Source organism: Ralstonia sp. TCR112, from assembly GCF_007997035.1.
Classification (GTDB): Bacteria; Pseudomonadota; Gammaproteobacteria; order Burkholderiales; family Burkholderiaceae; genus Ralstonia; species Ralstonia edaphi.
The window spans coordinates 41169-58022 of the sequence record NZ_VOSS01000003.1 but is presented as its reverse complement, the minus strand read 5'-3'; the positions used below and the strand labels follow the sequence as shown (position 1 = coordinate 58022).

The window sequence follows — 16854 nt, the reverse complement described above, 5'->3', positions numbered from 1 at the left end:
GTGTTGGTTCGTCTGCTTGACTTCGTCTCGCCTGGGCCTTCTCGCGCTGCGTCGTTGAAGCTGACGCTCAGTGCAGCGGCACGAGAATGCGGAAATCCGTCTGACCTGGCCTGCTCTCGCATTCGATCAGTCCGTCGTGCTGCTGCACGAACGTCTGCGCGAGTGTCAGGCCCAGCCCACTTCCCCCCTCCCTTCCTGACACCAGCGGGAAGAAGATTCGCTCGCGGATGTCGTCCGGGATACCAGGACCGTTGTCCACTACATGCAAGTCCAATGCCAGCTTGTAAAGACGTTTTGCAATCGTAACTTTGCGTGCCACGCGAGTGCGCAAGATGATTTCGCCATCGCCCTGCGCAATGCGAGGGCCCAGCGCATGTGCCGCGTTATGAACGATGTTGAGCACCGCCTGGATGAGCTGCTCCTTGTCGCCTCGGAACTCCGGCAGGCTCGCGTCATAGTCGCGCACGATCCGCAGGCCCTGGGGGAACTCCGCCAGCACCACGGAGCGCACGCGCTCCAGCACCTCGTGGATGTTCACATCGCCCACGATATGCGGATGCCGGTGCGGTTCGAGCAGGCGGTCGACCAGCGTCTGCAGCCGGTCGGATTCCTTGATGATGACCTGCGTGTACTCGCGCAGCGAGCGCTCCGGCAGTTCGAACTCCAGCAACTGCGCCGCGCCGCGAATGCCGCCCAACGGGTTCTTGATCTCATGAGCCAGGTTGCGGATCAGCTCTTTGTTGGCAGAGGTCAGGTCCAGCAAGCGCTCCTCGCGCTCGCTGCGGATCTTCTGCTCGTTCGGCAGCAGCTCAAGCAGCACCGATCCTGGGGCAAAGTCCAGTGCACCGACCACGGCGTGCGCGTGCAGCGGCTCATGGCCCACACGGTCGAGTGACACGTCGCGCCGCTTGGCATCGAACTGGCGAGCCGCCACGGTGGCGATCATCTCCGCCAGCTCCGACGGATCGGCAAACAGCTCGTACAACGACATCTCCACCAACTGACGGCGGGACACGGCCAGCGCGGCTTCAGCGGCGGGATTGGCGTAGAAAATCGTCAGCGCCGGATGGCGGACGAAGAGGATGGGATTGGGCACCGCGTCGAGCCCGGGGAACGATGGCGGTGCACCATGTGAAAACGGAATCGGCGGCGGCCCGTCGATGGGCGCACCTGCGGAGACTTCCACGCCGGTGGCGAAGGCTGACGGCGCGGATGGCGTCGTCTGTTCCTGTTCATCGCGGCGTGCCGCTTTGCGGATCAGTCGACGCATGGTTCATCTAGTCCTTGAGATTGCCCAGCTCCCGGCGGATGGAATCGACATTGGCCTGGCTGCGTTCGATGTCGCCCTTCAACTGCGCGGTGCGGTCCAGATACTTCTGATAGTTACGTTCATTGCCCTGGCGCTCGGGCTGGCCGTTGTTGTATTCGGCCTTCAACGCCTGGAGCTTGCGCTCCTCGTCTGCCAGCTCGGCTTCCAGCACCTGGCGGCGTTCACCGTCACGTGCCTTCTGCGTGGCGTTGTCCACGCGGGGGAAACCACCGCCTGCATTGTTTTGCGCCGGCGCGGGTGCAGCCCCTGCACTGCGCGGGCTGCGCGTGCCAGGGACAGTCACCACATCCGGCAGCGTCAACTTCTTGCAGCCTTTCACATTGCCGCTGTTGCGGTACTCCGGCACGCCGTTCGGACCGGTGCACAGATAGACGTCATCGGCGTACGCGGGTGCCTGCACAGACAGCGTGGCAAACACCGCCGCAGCGGCGGCAAGCAGTCCGGATGCGATGCGTGGGGAAGGACGGAACATGAATGGAACCTGGCGGATACGTCGATCGGGCGCCGGAGTCCGGCGGACGATCATTCTAGCCACAAAACCCCGCTTCATAAAAAGGAAGGGCGACCTGCGCCGCCCCTCCTCTCACAACCGTCTCTTCGCCCCGACACATCGCTCGGGGCGCTCGCAGATTACAGCGAGTAGTACATCTCGAACTCGAGCGGGTGCGTCGTCATGCGGAAGCGCGTGACTTCTTCCATCTTCAGCTCAATGTAGGCGTCGAGCATGGCGTTGGAGAACACACCACCGCGGGTCAGGAATTCGCGGTCCTTGTCCAGGTACTCGAGGGCCTGATCCAGGCTCGAGCACACGGTCGGGATCTTTGCGTCTTCTTCCGGCGGCAGGTCGTACAGGTTCTTGTCGGCAGCTTCGCCCGGGTGGATCTTGTTCTGCACGCCATCCAGGCCGGCCATCATCAGTGCCGAGAAGCCCAGGTACGGGTTCATCAGCGGATCCGGGAAGCGCGTCTCGATACGGCGGCCCTTCGGGTTCGCAACGTACGGAATACGGATCGAAGCCGAACGGTTACGTGCCGAGTAAGCCAGTTTGACCGGAGCTTCGAAGCCCGGCACCAGACGCTTGTACGAGTTCGTACCCGGGTTGGTGATGGCGTTCAGCGCGCGAGCGTGCTTGATGATGCCGCCGATGTAGTACAGAGCGAATTCCGACAGGCCGGCGTAGCCGTTGCCAGCGAACAGGTTCTGGCCGTCCTTCCAGATCGACTGGTGAACGTGCATGCCCGAACCGTTGTCGCCCACGACCGGCTTCGGCATGAACGTGGCGGTCTTGCCGTAGGTGTGTGCCACGTTCTGGATCACGTACTTCTGCAGTTGAGTCCAGTCGGCGCGTTGCACCAGCGTGCTGAACTTCGTGCCGATTTCGTTCTGGCCTTGGCCTGCGACTTCGTGGTGGTGCACTTCGACCGGAATGCCCAGCGATTCCAGGATCAGGCACATTTCCGAGCGCATGTCTTGGAACGTGTCGATCGGGGCGACGGGGAAGTAGCCGCCCTTCTTGCCCGGACGGTGGCCCGAGTTGCCGTGTTCGAAGTCCTTGCCCGACGACCACGGAGCTTCTTCGGAATTGATCTTCACGAAGCAACCCTGCATGTCGATGTTCCAGGTCACGCCGTCGAAGATGAAGAATTCGGGCTCCGGACCGAAGTAGGCAGTGTCGCCCAGGCCGGTGCTCTTCAGGTAGGCTTCAGCGCGCTTGGCGATCGAGCGCGGATCGCGGTCGTAGCCCTTGCCGTCCGACGGTTCGACCACGTCGCAGGTCAGGACGAGGGTCGGTTCTTCGTAGAACGGGTCGACGTGTGCGGTGTTTGCATCCGGGACCAGCAGCATGTCCGACGCTTCGATGCCCTTCCAGCCGGCAATCGACGAGCCGTCGAACGCGTGGCCGCTTTCGAACTTGTCTTCGTCGAAGTGCGAAACGGGGACCGAGACGTGCTGCTCCTTACCCTTGGTATCGGTGAAGCGGAAATCGACGAACTTGACGTCGTTTTCCTTCACGAGCTTCATCACGTCTGCAATGCTTTGGGACATGCCATTCTCCTGGTAGCGCAATAACGCAAAGTATTGTGAGCCGGTTGTGTGACGGTTCGCCGCGCAATCGGCCGCAACTCGCCCTCACTCCGAAACATCTTCTTTCCAGCAAGGTCATCCGACACGAACGGACGCCCCCGAAAAAGACCGCGGGAATCTTAGCAGAAACTATGCCAATTCCCGATCGCCAAGGGGCATGCGCTCCCGCAAACAGTGCAGGGCTGCGCCAGCCCATGTCTGACACGGTGCGCAGGCCTCCCACACCGCCCGACTGGCGCCGCTACGACCGGACCGGAGGAAGGGCTGAAGCTGTCCTGGCAGAATAGTCAACGCACCGAATAGGTGCTGAAAAACCCATAAAGCACCGTATAAGTGCATTCATGGTGCGACCGCACCAATTTTGGGATTTTCGCCCGTGCCCTATGACGGCGGCGCTAGAATGATTGTTTCCTATTTCCCCAGATCGCCATGACCGCCACCACGCTCACCCGCGAGTCCCTGCTGGAAGCCGCCGCCGCTCGCCGCGAGGCTGATCAGCTGCCGTACTTCGGCGCGCTGTCGCCACAAGAAGCTGCCGCCCTGCTGGCCGCGGACCCGCAAGCGCGCCTCGTGGATGTGCGCACGCGCGCAGAACTGGACTGGGTGGGCACGCCCGACGTTTCGCCCGGCCAGTTCGTGCATGTGGAGTGGAATCAGTATCCGGGCGGCGTGCGCAATGCCAACTTCCTCAGCGCGCTGGAAGCGGCCGTGCCCAAGGATGCTCCCGTGCTGTTCCTGTGCCGCAGCGCGGCGCGCTCCAAGCACGCTGCGGCTGCAGCCGCGCAGGCCGGCTACGCTATCGCGATGGATGTATTGGAGGGTTTCGAGGGCGCCAAAGACACCGAAGGCCACCGCAAGACCGTGGAAGGCTGGTGCTTCCGTGGTCTGCCCTGGCACGGCGCCTAACGAAAACGGCGTCAGGAACCGGCGGGGGCACCCGCCTCGAAAATTTCTCCGCCCAGCGCCAACGCGCCCTCTCGCAGCACCAGATAGGCGCTCGCTACGGCTTCCGGCGCTCCCTTCACGCCCAGGTCGATGTGCGAGCGGGCATAGCGCTCGCCGCGCGCCGCGTCGCCCACGCTAGGCAGGCTGAAGACCTTCACGCCATCGAACTCTGCTTCGATGCGCTCCATCAGCGGCGTGAGCCGCGACTCCGGCAGGCCGAACACCAGGAACGAGCGCTCCTCGCGCGGCGCGCGGTGGAATTGATCGGCGTAATAGGTGTCGAGCACCCACTCCATCATCGGCCACGCCATCACCGGAAAACCCGGCATGAAATGGTGATGCGCGACCGAGAAACCGGGGATGCGGTTATAGCTGTTCGGAATGATGCGCGCGCCCTGCGGAAACTCGCCCATCTTGAAGCGGTGCTGGTTTTCGGGCGTTGAGACATCCGCCTTGACCGGGTCGCCGTTGGCCGACTCGGCGATGCGCAGCGCGATCTGCTCACGCGCCTCCGGATGCAGCTCCAACGGCACGCCCAGTGCGGCAGCGGCGCATTGGCGCGTGTGGTCATCGGGCGTGGCGCCGATGCCACCAGTGCAGAACACCACGTCATCGCTGGCAAACGTACGCTTGAGTACGTTTGTGATGCGCGCAGGCTGGTCGCCGACGTACTCGGCCCACTCCAACGTCAGGCCGCGCTCCCCGAGCACTTCGATCAGCTTGCGCAGGTGCTTGTCTTCGCGGCGGCCGGAGAGGATCTCGTCGCCGATGATGATCATGCCGAAAGCCATGTCAGTTCCGATGGTTTTTTTGATTATTCGCGAGGCAGGTCGATGGTCGTGACCTCAATCACGCTGACATCGACCATGCGCGCAGACGGCGCTTCGGCGCGCAGACGCGTCAGCGCGCGCAAGCAGAAATGGCCGAACCACAGCGCCGAGAAGACAAAGATCAGCACATAGAGCCAGATGACGGCGATGGCGATGATCGGGAACAGCACAATCGTCACCACCGACGAGACCCACAGCAGCGTCGGTGCCGAGCCGAGCATGCCAACGGCTACGCCGATACCCAGAAGCGGCAGCCGATAGCGCTGCATGATCGCGCGGCGCTCTTCAGCGGTAGCGTGGTCAGCCAGCGCGTCGTAAGTCATCAAGCGGTATGTAAGCCAACCCCACAGCAGCGGGGGGATCAGCGCGAAGAACGGCGGAATCAGCCACAACGGCAGCGTAACGATGGCCACCAGGATGACCACCAGCGTGCATAGCAGTGCATGCGTCAGACTGCCCAGCACCGAGCCGCCCTTGCGACGCTCAAGCTGCGGATAGCTGCGATCAAGAAAACGCATGACCACCGGCACCGACGCTACGCTCACCAGCACGAGAATCGACACGACAATCACCGGTACCAGCAAGGTGATCACGAGCAGCGGCGCGATGGCCGACCACAAGCCTGCCATGCCAATGGCGTTGAGGCCGCTCTTGATCCAGCCCATAAAGGCCCAGCCTTCCACGGCGTTGCGAGCCATGCCGTTCATGGCATCCCAGCCGAAATACAGCACGCCGCCCCAGACAACCACAGCCACGACGAACGGCAGAACCGTCAGGAACAGCATGCGCGGATGCAGTTGCGAAAGCAGCGCGCGGCCAAATGAGCGAATCAGGTCGTTCATGCAGAAATGGGGAAATCAGGGAGCGGACAGCCTAGCACAGCGTGCGGACATGACGCAGGCGCTGCCCCGCCCGGGCTTTACGCGCGGCCGAACAGGCGCTTCACGCCGAGCCACTGCTGACGCAGTACGCCGCGGCCGTAGTCGCGCGAGCGCCCGTCCGGCGCGGGAAGTTGATCACGGATACCGGTGGCGTGGTACTCGGGCGAGAAGATGGCGGTGCCGAACAGCATGTCCCACCACGGGAACAGCACGCCGAAATTGCAGCCGCCCAGCACGCCAGGCTTGCCCGGCACCTCATGCCCCAGCCCAATGGCGTGATGCAGCCGGTGGAAGCGCGGCGAAATCAGCAGCCGGTCGCCGAGCCACCCGAAATGCAACCGCACGTTGGCGTGCTGCAGGCTTTGCAGTAACTGCGAAATGGCCACCAGCAGCACGTATTGCGAGGGTTCAACCCCGATGACCAGCGCCGCAATGGCAAACACCGCACCATGCAGCACATCGTCGAGGATGTGGTTGCGGTCATCGGACCACAGCGTCATCTGCTGCTGACTGTGATGCAACGAGTGCAGGTTCCACCACCAGTGGAATTTGTGCGACAGACGGTGATGCCAGTAGTCGAGCAGGTCGAACAGCACCAGATAGATCAGAAAGCTGACGACAGCAACGGACGTGACGCCCGGCCACCAGTCTTCCACGTTCAGATGCGCCCAGCCCCAGAAACGCAGCTTGCCGTCGAGCTCGTCAATCAGCGGCTGCAGCGTAAAGAACATCAGCAGCGGAAAGAAACCCAGGCGGTGAAAGAGTGTGTAGAAGATGTCGGCGCGCACGGCCTTGCGGTCTTGCAGCGGCTCCACCGGACGCCAGCGCTCGAGCGGGCGGAAGATCAGCAGCAGCACCGCGATCTGCACCAGCCCCATCAGCAGCCACTCGGTGCCTGGGTAGGCATCTTCAACGTAACCGCCCAGGCCGATGGCATAGGTGATCGGCATCACGACGTGCTGGAAGAGCACGTCCTGCGCTTGCGTGAAGGTGTCGGCGATCCAGTCGAACATGTCAGCGTGCCGCTGTGTGTGCCGGGTGGACAGCAAACCAGGCTTGATACTGCGGATGATCGCGCAGCGTGGCGAAGCAGAAACCCTTGCGTTCGAGGCCGATGATCAACGGTTCCAGGTCAGCCGGTGCCCACGGATCCTTGCGCGACCAGATGCCCAGATGCGCCATGGTGATATCGCCGTCGCGCAGGCTGGACAGCGCCTTCTGTAACAGAGCGTCGTTCGGATAACGCTCGGACGGCAACTCGTCGCCCAGGAAACCGGCGGGCGCCCAGGCAACGTGGGCAAACCCGCATTGCTTGGCCCAGCCTTCCGTCGTTGCCGAAAGATGACCTCCTGGCGCCCGCCACAGCGGGTCCATCGGCTGACCGGTCATGGTCTTGAAGCGCTCGGCGCTGCGTTTCAGCTCTGCACAGAATTCAGGCTCGCCCCACACAACATTGCGTCCGCCCTGCTCGCCAAACTGCGGGCGGAAACGGACCTTGCCTGCCCCGGCCTCGCCCTTGTAGTAGACGTGATCAAAGGTGTGTGTGCCGAAGGCGTGGCCGTCGGCGGCAAGCGATTTCCAATAGGGTGCCCAGCCGTCATCCAACGTGCTGTCGCCGTGGATGGTTTTCTCGTTGGCCAGGAAAAACGTGGCGTGAATGCGATGACGACGCAGCGTATCGGCAATCAACTGCGCCTGGCTCATGCTGCCGGTGTCGAATGTCAGGTAGACGGTGCCCTTGCACGCACCGGCATTCACCCCACCGGGCGCAGCCGTGGCCAATGCGCACAGCGCCAGCGCAGCCGTGGCAGCTGCAGCGCGCAACATCGACAGGCCGGATTTCATCGTCGTCTCGTGACGCTCAAATCAGCGGAGCGCGCGTGCGGAAGTAAATACCATGCGGCGAGCGCCCAACCTTGATCTCTTCCACCACCTTGCGGCTTGCGACGTCGACGATTGCCACGCGCTTTGCCCAGCGGCAGGTCACCCACAGTTGCTTGCCGTCGGCGGTCAACTCCATGTCGTCGGGGCCGGGCGGCAGGCCGGTGATGTCGCCCACCTTGGTCAGCGTTTGCTGATCGATGATGCTGATCGTGCCCGACACGCGGTTCGACAGGAACAGGTGGCGCTTGTCGCCCAGCGCACGGAAGTTGTGCGCGCCCTTGCCGGTGGGGATGCGCTTCACGCTGGTGCGGGTGTGCCAGTCGATCACTTCGACGTAATCGGCTCCGGTCATGCCGACCAGCAGGTATTTCTGGTCAGTCGTCACCCACACGCCGGCGGGCGCTGACCCAATGGTCATGCGCCACATCACGTTCTGCGTGGGCAGGTCGATGGCCATCACCTCGTTGGAATCCTGCACGGTGACGAACGCGATCTTGCTGTCGGCGGTAAAGGCAATGTGGCTGGGCGTCTTGGCCGCTGGAATTTGCTTCGCGATGGTCAGCGCATGGCCGTCCCAGCGGTAAATGTCGATGCGGTCCAGACGGTTGCCCGTGGTCACGAACCACTTCTGGTCAGGCGAGAAGCCGATCTGGTAAGGATCGTCGATGCGCGGCACGCGCTGCTGAATCTTGCCTGTGACGGGATCGAGGAAAACGAGGTCGTTGCCGACGGCGTTGGCGACGATCAACGATTTTTCGTCAGGCGTAGCGATCAGGTGGTGCGGCTCCTTGCCGATCGGGAACGTCTCGAGCACCTTGCGGGTGTCCTTGTCGATCAAAGAGACGGTTGCGTCGCCCGAGTTGAGCACGGTGACGACTTCAGCACGCGCCGCCTGCGCTGCCATCAGAGCAGCGGCCGACAGGACCAGCGTGGAAAACCAACGGGAGGCAAACGAGGCGCGCAAGGCAGACATAACGAGAAGATTCAGCAACTTAGCCAGCCATTCTAACGCTGCCGTTTAGGCCACCGCTGACACAAATCAAAAAAAGAAAGCGGGAACTTTCCCCGCTCCCCACACCGCACGGCGAGCTACCGCTGCATTGATTCCCACACCTTCTGCAGCCGCTTGACCGACATCGGCACCGGCGTGCGCAACTCCTGTGCAAACAGGGCGATGCGCAGTTCCTCAAGCATCCAGCGGAACTCTTCCATGCGGGGGTCGCTGCCGCCCTGCCTTTGCACGCGCAGCGCCTTCTCGGCACGTTGGTACTGCTGGATGAGCGGCGCCATCTCCTGCATGCGCTGGGTGTCGCGCGCCGGGTCCGCCTTGAGTTTGTCGATGCGCAGCGCGATGCCCTTCAGGTAACGCGGGAAGTGCTGCAACTGCGCATACGGCGTCGCCTCGATGAAGCGCTTGTGCATCAACGTCCTGAGCTGTGCGTCGATATCGGCGGTGGCCGCAGCAAACGGCTTGGCGATCTGCATTTTGCGCGGCAGTTGCGCGTATTCGGCCAGGATCGCGCCGACCAGCCGCGCAATTTCCTGTGCCAACAACGTCAGGCGTGCGCGGCTTTCGTCCTTGCGGGCACCGAAGCTGGCGTCATCGGTCGGCAGCGGGTCTTGCAGGCAGGCGCGCTCCAGCGTGGCATCCAGGATCTGGTCGCGCAACTCATCCTGCGTACCGAGGTTCATGAACTGGATCGCCATCTGCGACAGGCCCGGAATGTTCTTTTCCAGGTATTTCAACGGCTCGCGCAGTTGAATCGCAAACAATCGCCGCAGGCCCAGGCGATGGATGCGCGCGGCTTCGGCCGGGTCGTCGAAGACTTCCACATCGCAGTGGTCGCCGGCATCGACGAGCGCCGGATAGCCGAACAGCGTCTGGTTGCCCTTGCGGACTTCCAGCAGTTCCGGCAACTCGCCGAAATTCCAGGTCGTCAGGCCCGAGTACAGCGCGGCGTTGGCCGGCGCTTCCGACTTGCCGCTCTTGCCTGCCTTGCCGGGCTTGGCGCCGTCGTTCTGAGCGCCGGCCACGGCGGCATCCTGCGCGGCGATCGACTGGAACGTCTGCTGCGCGCGGCCGCCGAGTTCCGCCCGCAACTGGGCCAGATTGCGCCCCATGTCGAGCTGGCGACCATGCTCGTCGATCACCTTGAAATTCATGAAGTGATGCGCGGGCAGCGTCTCCAGCTTGAAGTCGGCGCGCTTGAGCGCGATGCCGGTCTGCTCGCGCACGTCGGCAATCAAGCGGTCGAGCAGGTCGCCATCGCCCAACCGCACGCGCGAGACGAATCCGGCGGCGTAGTCCGGCAGCGGCACGCAATGGCGGCGCAGCTTCTGCGGCAGGCTCTTCAACAGCAGATGCACCTTCTCCTTGAGCATGCCCGGCACCAACCATTCGGTGCGCTGCGCGGGCACCTGGTTGAGCGCATACAGCGGCACGGTCAGCGTCACGCCATCGCGCGGGCTGCCGGGCTCGAAGTGATACGTCAGGCCCATGTCGATGCCGGCAATCGGCAGCACCTTCGGGAACAGGTCGGTCGTGATGCCGGCCGCCTCGTGCCGCATCAGGTCATCGCGATTCAGGTACAGAAGCTTCTGGCCGCTCTTGCCGCCCGCGCTGGCGGCTTCGGCATACCAGCGCTCAAACGAAACGGTGTTGTAGATGTCCGCCGGAATCTGGCTGTCGTAGAACGCGTAGATCAGCTCGTCGTCCACCAGCACGTCTTGCCGGCGCGACTTGTGTTCGAGGTTTTCAATCTCGCGCACCAAGCGCTGGTTGTGCGTGAAGAACGGCAAGCGCGTTTCGAACTCGCCGTCGACTAGCGCACGACGGATGAACATCTCGCGCGCTTCCTTCGGCTGCATCGGCCCGAAGTGCACGCGGCGCTGCTGGTAGATCGGCAGACCGTACAGCGTGCCGCGCTCGAAGGCCATCACCTGGCCAGCCTTCTTTTCCCAATGCGGATCGCTCCATGACACCTTCAGCAGATGCGCGCCGACCTTTTCCACCCATTCCGGCTCGATGCGCGCCAGCGTGCGACCGAACAGGCGGCTGGTATCGACCAGCTCGCCTGCCACGACCCACTTGCCGGCCTTGCGCGCAATGACCGAACCCGGCCACAGGAAGAACTTGATGCCGCGCGCGCCGAGGTATTCGCGGCCTTTACCGTCGGCCTCCTCGATGCGGACACCGATATTGCCGAGCAGGCCCGTCAGCAGCGCCAGGTGCAACTGCTCATACGTCGGGTCGGATTCGTTGAGCTTCCAGCCCTGCTCTGCCACCGTGGTATGCAACTGTGAATGCACGTCGCGCCATTCACGCAGCCGTACATGCGACAAGAAGTGGGAGCGGCACTGGTCCTGCAATTGTTTGTTCGATTTCTTGTGCGCGATGGCCTCTTCGAACCACTTCCACAGCTTTACCCAGCCGAGGAATTCCGATTTCTCGTCGGCAAACTGCCGGTGCGCCTGATCGGCCTGCTGTTGCAGTTCCTGCGGGCGCTCGCGCGGGTCTTGCACCGACAAGGCGCTCGCGATGATCAGCATCTCGCGCAGGCATTGATGGTCGCGGCCAGCCAGGATCATCCGGGCCACGCGCGGGTCCAGAGGCAGGCGGGCGACCTGCTTGCCGAGCGGAGTCAACGCGTTTTCATCGTCGACGGCGCCGAGTTCCTGCAGCAGTTGATAGCCGTCGGCAATCGCGCGGCCCAGCGGCGGCTCGATGAAGGGGAACTGCTCGACATCCGTCAGCCGCAGCGCCTTCATGCGCAGGATGACCGCCGCCAGCGACGAACGGAGGATTTCCGGATCGGTAAAACGCGGCCGCGCAATGAAATCCGCCTCGTCATACAGGCGAATGCAGACGCCATCGGCGACCCGGCCGCAACGACCGGCGCGCTGGTTGGCCGCCGCCTGCGATACCGGCTCGATCTGCAGTTGCTCGACCTTGTTGCGATACGAATAACGCTTCACGCGCGCCAGCCCCGTATCGACCACGTAGCGAATGCCCGGCACCGTCAGCGACGTTTCGGCCACGTTGGTCGCCAGCACGATGCGACGCGCGTTGGACGGCCGGAACACACGTTCCTGCTCCTGCACGGACAAGCGCGCAAACAGCGGCAGGATCTCGGTATGTGCCGGATGGTGCTTGCGCAGCGCCTCGGCCGCCTCGCGAATCTCGCGCTCGCCAGGCAAGAAGATGAGCACGTCGCCCGGGCCTTCACGGGCCAGTTCGTCCACCGCATCGACGAGCGCCTCGTAAAGATCGCGCTCCTTGTCGTTCTCGTCGCGCTGGATCGGGCGATAGCGCACCTCGACCGGATACAGCCGGCCGCTGACTTCGATAACCGGCGCTGGCCCCTTTGGACCGGCAAAGTGCTCGGCAAACCGCTGCGCGTCGATGGTGGCCGAGGTGATGATCACCTTGAGATCGGGCCGGCGCGGCAGAAGCTGCTTGAGATAGCCGATCAGGAAGTCGATGTTGAGGCTGCGTTCGTGCGCCTCGTCGATGATGATCGTGTCGTAGGCGCGCAGCAGCGGATCGTTCTGCGTCTCGGCCAGCAAGATGCCGTCGGTCATCAGCTTGACCGACGCACCCGCAGACAGCGTGTCGTTGAAGCGCACCTGGAAGCCGACGTGCTCGCCCACCGGCGTGCCGATTTCCTGGGCGATGCGCTTGGCGGTAGACGTCGCGGCAATCCGGCGCGGCTGTGTATGGCCGATCAGCCCGGTGCCGCCCGCGCCAATGCCTCGTCCGATCGACAGGCAGATCTTGGGCAACTGCGTGGTCTTGCCGGAGCCGGTTTCGCCCGAGACGATCACCACCTGGTTGGCGGCGATGGCCTCGGCGATTTCGTCGCGCCGGGCCGACACGGGCAGCGCTTCGGGAAACGTGATCGGCGGGACACGGTTCGCACGTGCGCGGCGCGCCTCGAGCGCCGCGGCGAGCTCTTCCGCGGAGGGCTTTGGGCGGCGCTGCGGACGACCATTGCCGCCGGGCTTGCGCTCGGGCGGCGGCGTGTCTTTCGGCGATTTCTGGGAGGGCGCCGCCGGGCGTGGCCGGGGCGGCTGAGCGTGGGAATCTGACATCGGGCGGGATTATAATCCGCGCATCTTTCCTGCGCCGGCCCGCGCCCCGTGCCGCTTTTCCTCCTCCGCCCGTGACCGCTCGTTCCTCCGCCCCTGCCCCCGGCGTTTCCCTGGTGGCTCACACGCCAGCCTCCGTCGATATCGCCCCGATCCCGCCCACACCCGAGCAGCAGCAATTCGTGGATTGGCTGCGCGAGGTGGCGCCGTATATCCATTCTTTCCGCGACAAGACGTTCGTGATCGGTTTTGGCGGCGAATTGGTCCAGGCCGGCATGCTGGGCGCCCTGGTCAACGATGTCGCCCTGTTGCATGCGATGGGCATGCGGATCGTGCTGGTGCATGGCTCGCGCCCGCAGGTGGAAGAACAGCTCGCCCTGCGCAACGTGAAAACCCAGTTCGTGGATGGCGTGCGCGTGACGGACGGCGCCGCGCTGGAATCCGCCAAGGAAGCGTCGGGCGAACTGCGCCTGGACATCGAAGCCGCCTTCAGCCAGGGCCTGCCGAACACGCCGATGGCCGGCGCGCGGATGTCCGTCGTGTCGGGCAATTTCGTGACGGCGCGGCCGGTGGGCATCGTCAACGGCGTGGACTTCCAGCACACGGGGCTGGTGCGCAAGATCGATGCGGAGTCGATCCAGCACTCGCTGTCCAACCGCAAGATCGTGCTGCTCTCGCCGCTGGGCTTCTCGCCCACGGGCCAGGCGTTCAACCTGTCGATGGAAGACGTGGCCGCCAACACCGCCACGGCGCTCAAGGCCGACAAGCTCATCTTCATCACGGAGCTGCCGGGCATCATGGACCGCGTGGGCAAGCTGCAGCAGGATCTGTCGATGGAAACGGCCATCGAGCGCCTGCGCGACGGCAGCCTGTCGCACGACACCGCCTATTACCTGCAGCACATCGTCAAGGCGATGCGCGGTGGCGTGCGCCGGGCACACGTCATCCCGTTTGCGCTGGACGGCAGCATCCTGCTGGAACTGTTCCTGCACGACGGCGTGGGCACCATGGTGTCGCACACCGATCTGGAATACCTGCGCGACGCCACGCTGGACGACGTGGGCGGCATCGTCTCGCTCATCGAACCGCTCGAGGCGGACGGCACGCTGGTGCCGCGCGAACGCCGGCTGCTGGAGCGCGACATCGCCAATTTCTCGGTCATCGAGCACGACGGCATCATCTTTGGCTGCGTAGCGCTTTATCCGTACCCGAAGGACGGCATGGCCGAAATGGCGTGCCTGATCGTCTCCCCCGACAGCCAGGGCACCGGCGACGGCGAACGCCTGCTCAAGCACACCGAAGTGCGCGCCCGTGCGCTGGGCCTCAAGCGCCTGTTCGTGCTCACCACGCGGACGGAGCATTGGTTCCTCAAGCGCGGCTTCGTGCGCGCCAGCGTGGACGATTTGCCGGAAGACCGCCGCAAGCTGTACAACTGGCAGCGGCGCTCGATGGTGCTGATGAAGAAGCTCTAAACCCTTGGCGCGCGTCGTGGAATCCAAGCCCGGCGGCGCCCGGCCTTTACAATAGCGGCACCTGCGTCGCGCTTGAGCGGCGCTCCCGCCACACAAGAGGAATCCCCATGGCCCGCATGGTCCACTGCGTCAAGCTCAACAAGGAAGCCGAAGGTCTCGACTTCCCGCCGCTGCCCGGCGAACTGGGCAAGAAAATCTGGCAAAGCGTCTCGAAGGAAGCGTGGGCCGGCTGGCTCAAGCATCAGACCATGCTGATCAACGAAAACCGCCTGAACATGGCCGATTCGCGCGCACGCCAGTACCTGCTCAAGCAGACCGAGAAGTACTTCTTTGGGGACGGTGCAGACGAAGCCGCCGGCTACGTGCCGCCGCCTTCGGCCTGATCTGCCGTTACCCATAAAAAAGCCGTTCAGCGGAAAACTGAACGGCTTTTTGTTTGCGCAGCGCCCATTCAACGCGCCGCAAACGGGCACAAAAAAAAACTGCCCATTTGCATGAGCAGCTTTTTTGGATACTGCGCGAACAACGATCAGAAATCCCGACGCTGCACACCCGCTTCCGTCCCGAGCAGCAGCACGTTGGCGCCGCGCTTGGCAAACAAGCCGACCGTCACCACGCCCGGAATATCGTTGACCACCGATTCCAAACCCTTCGGATCAGCGATGCGCAGGCCCACCACGTCGATGATCACGTTGCCGTTATCGGTCTTGTAGATCTGGCCTTCCTTGGTCATGCGCAGGCGCGGCTGACCGCCCAGCGCAGCCAGTTGGCGCGCCACGGCCGCACGTGCCATGGGCACCACTTCGACGGGCAACGGGAAGGCACCCATCGTTTCAACGAGCTTGCTGCCGTCGGCGATGCAGACAAACACGCTGGCGACCGAGGCAACGATCTTCTCCCGCGTGAGCGCACCGCCGCCGCCCTTGATCATGGCGCCCGAGGCGTCGATCTCGTCAGCCCCGTCCACGTAGACGGGGATGGCATCGACCTCATTCAGATCGAGCACCGTGAAGCCGTGGCCCTGCAGGCGGCGCGTCGAAGCCTCGGAGCTGGACACCGCGCCGGCGAAACGTGCCTTGTGCGGCGCCATGGCGTCGATGAACAGATTGGCGGTCGAGCCGGTGCCGACACCCAGCACGGCGCCCTCGGGCACGTTGGCCAATACGTAATCTGCTGCGGCCTGCGCTACCAGCGCCTTCAGTTCATCCTGCGTCATCGCAAACACTCGGTCGGGATCGGAAAACCCGGTAGTGTACCGGATCAATAGAATGGCTCGCGGCCGGCTGGCGGAGCGAAACCTGCGGAGTACAATCGATTCATCCTTCCACCTCCAGCGCAACGCTGGAACGTACTTCGGACTCGCTTCATGACTCAGCTCGATCAACTCAAGCAGTTCACCACCGTCGTCGCCGACACGGGCGACTTCCAGGCCATGCGCGCCTACGCACCGCACGACGCAACGACCAACCCGTCGCTGATCCTCAAGGCCGTGCAAAAAGCCGAATACCGCCCGCTGCTGGAGCAAGCCGTGCGTGACGCCCGCAGCGACAGCGTGGAGGACATCATCGATGCCGTGCTCGTGGCGTTTGGCTGCGAGATCCTGTCGATCATCCCGGGCCGCGTGTCGACCGAAGTCGACGCCCGCCTGTCGTTCGATACCGAGGCGACGGTCGCAAAGGCCAAGCATTTGATTGCGCTGTACGAAGCCCGGGGCGTGGCCCGCGAGCGCGTGCTGATCAAGATCGCGTCGACGTGGGAAGGCATCCGCGCGGCTGACCAGCTTCGCGCAGAAGGCATCCGCTGCAACATGACGCTGCTGTTCTCGCTGGCCCAGGCCGTGGCGTGCGCGGAAGCGGGCGTGCAGCTCATCTCGCCGTTCGTCGGCCGCATCTACGACTGGTACAAAAAGGATGCCGGCGCGAACTGGGATCCGGTCGCCCAAGGCGGCGCGAACGACCCCGGCGTCCAGTCCGTCCTGCGCATCTACAACTACTACAAGAAGTTCGACTACCCCACCGAGGTCATGGGCGCGAGCTTCCGCAATATCTCGCAGATCGTCGAACTGGCTGGCTGCGACCTGCTCACGATCAGCCCGGATCTGCTCGCCCAATTGCAGCAGTCCGATGCGCCGGTCGAGCGCAAGCTGTCTCCGGACAACGCCAACGCGGCCAATATCGTGCGCCTGCCCGCCGACGAGAAATCGTTCCGCTGGCACATGAATGCAGACGCAATGGCCACCGAAAAACTGGCCGAAGGCATCCGCCTGTTTGCAGCCGATGCGATCAAGTTGGAAGCGTTGATTGAGCCGCTGCGCGCAGCGGCATAAGAAGAAAGCCGGC

The 16854-nt window shown here is 63.7% G+C and carries 14 protein-coding genes; 4 read left to right on the top strand and 10 right to left on the bottom strand.

Annotated elements, in window-relative coordinates:
- Positions 1 to 67: 67 nt before the first annotated feature.
- From glnL to FUT88_RS01420, 3 genes are all read right to left on the bottom strand, one after another.
- Complete coding sequence (gene glnL / locus FUT88_RS01430; protein WP_147213507.1) at positions 68 to 1270, bottom strand: nitrogen regulation protein NR(II); 1203 nt, start codon at positions 1268 to 1270, stop codon at positions 68 to 70.
- A gap of 7 nt (positions 1271 to 1277) precedes the next feature.
- On the bottom strand, positions 1278 to 1802 hold the full coding sequence (locus FUT88_RS01425; RefSeq protein WP_024975940.1) for a hypothetical protein: 525 nt from the start codon (positions 1800 to 1802) through the stop codon (positions 1278 to 1280).
- A 158-nt stretch (positions 1803 to 1960) separates the two neighbouring features.
- Complete coding sequence (locus FUT88_RS01420; protein WP_147213506.1) at positions 1961 to 3376, bottom strand: 3-hydroxylaminophenol mutase; 1416 nt, start codon at positions 3374 to 3376, stop codon at positions 1961 to 1963.
- 468 nt (positions 3377 to 3844) lie between these two features.
- Here FUT88_RS01420 and FUT88_RS01415 point away from each other — a divergent pair, with 468 nt between their 5' ends.
- Entirely contained in the window at positions 3845 to 4321 is a 477-nt protein-coding gene (locus FUT88_RS01415; protein ID WP_147213505.1) for a rhodanese-like domain-containing protein, read from the top strand.
- 11 nt (positions 4322 to 4332) lie between these two features.
- On the opposite strand, the gene FUT88_RS01410 is transcribed toward FUT88_RS01415, so the two are convergent.
- The 6 genes from FUT88_RS01410 to hrpA all read right to left on the bottom strand — a co-directional run bounded on the left by FUT88_RS01410 (position 4333) and on the right by hrpA (position 13046).
- Complete coding sequence (locus tag FUT88_RS01410; RefSeq protein WP_147213504.1) at positions 4333 to 5151, bottom strand: competence/damage-inducible protein A; 819 nt, start codon at positions 5149 to 5151, stop codon at positions 4333 to 4335.
- Positions 5152 to 5174: 23 nt separating this feature from the next.
- A complete protein-coding gene (locus tag FUT88_RS01405) occupies positions 5175 to 6032 on the bottom strand; it encodes an EI24 domain-containing protein (protein ID WP_147213503.1) in 858 nt (285 codons plus the stop codon).
- Positions 6033 to 6109: 77 nt separating this feature from the next.
- The gene (locus FUT88_RS01400; protein WP_147213502.1) at positions 6110 to 7084 is read right to left on the bottom strand and encodes a sterol desaturase family protein; all 975 of its coding nucleotides are present in this window, start codon (positions 7082 to 7084) and stop codon (positions 6110 to 6112) included.
- Between the two features lies 1 nt (position 7085).
- Entirely contained in the window at positions 7086 to 7916 is an 831-nt protein-coding gene (locus FUT88_RS01395) for a polysaccharide deacetylase family protein (protein ID WP_147213501.1), read from the bottom strand.
- A 16-nt stretch (positions 7917 to 7932) separates the two neighbouring features.
- Positions 7933 to 8928 (bottom strand): cytochrome D1 domain-containing protein, encoded by a 996-nt coding sequence (locus FUT88_RS01390; protein WP_147213500.1) that lies wholly within the window; start codon positions 8926 to 8928, stop codon positions 7933 to 7935.
- A 116-nt stretch (positions 8929 to 9044) separates the two neighbouring features.
- The gene (gene hrpA, locus FUT88_RS01385) at positions 9045 to 13046 is read right to left on the bottom strand and encodes an ATP-dependent RNA helicase HrpA (protein ID WP_147213499.1); all 4002 of its coding nucleotides are present in this window, start codon (positions 13044 to 13046) and stop codon (positions 9045 to 9047) included.
- A 113-nt stretch (positions 13047 to 13159) separates the two neighbouring features.
- Between hrpA and argA the strand changes: the two genes are divergently transcribed.
- Together argA and FUT88_RS01375 are read left to right on the top strand one after the other, a co-directional pair.
- Entirely contained in the window at positions 13160 to 14515 is a 1356-nt protein-coding gene (gene argA / locus FUT88_RS01380) for an amino-acid N-acetyltransferase (RefSeq protein ID WP_261796847.1), read from the top strand.
- Between the two features lie 107 nt (positions 14516 to 14622).
- On the top strand, positions 14623 to 14898 hold the full coding sequence (locus FUT88_RS01375; RefSeq protein ID WP_147213497.1) for an oxidative damage protection protein: 276 nt from the start codon (positions 14623 to 14625) through the stop codon (positions 14896 to 14898).
- A gap of 146 nt (positions 14899 to 15044) precedes the next feature.
- On the opposite strand, the gene rpiA is transcribed toward FUT88_RS01375, so the two are convergent.
- Complete coding sequence (gene rpiA, locus FUT88_RS01370) at positions 15045 to 15731, bottom strand: ribose-5-phosphate isomerase RpiA (RefSeq protein WP_147213496.1); 687 nt, start codon at positions 15729 to 15731, stop codon at positions 15045 to 15047.
- 150 nt (positions 15732 to 15881) lie between these two features.
- Between rpiA and tal the strand changes: the two genes are divergently transcribed.
- On the top strand, positions 15882 to 16841 hold the full coding sequence (tal, locus tag FUT88_RS01365; protein WP_092971445.1) for a transaldolase: 960 nt from the start codon (positions 15882 to 15884) through the stop codon (positions 16839 to 16841).
- Positions 16842 to 16854: the final 13 nt, after the last annotated feature.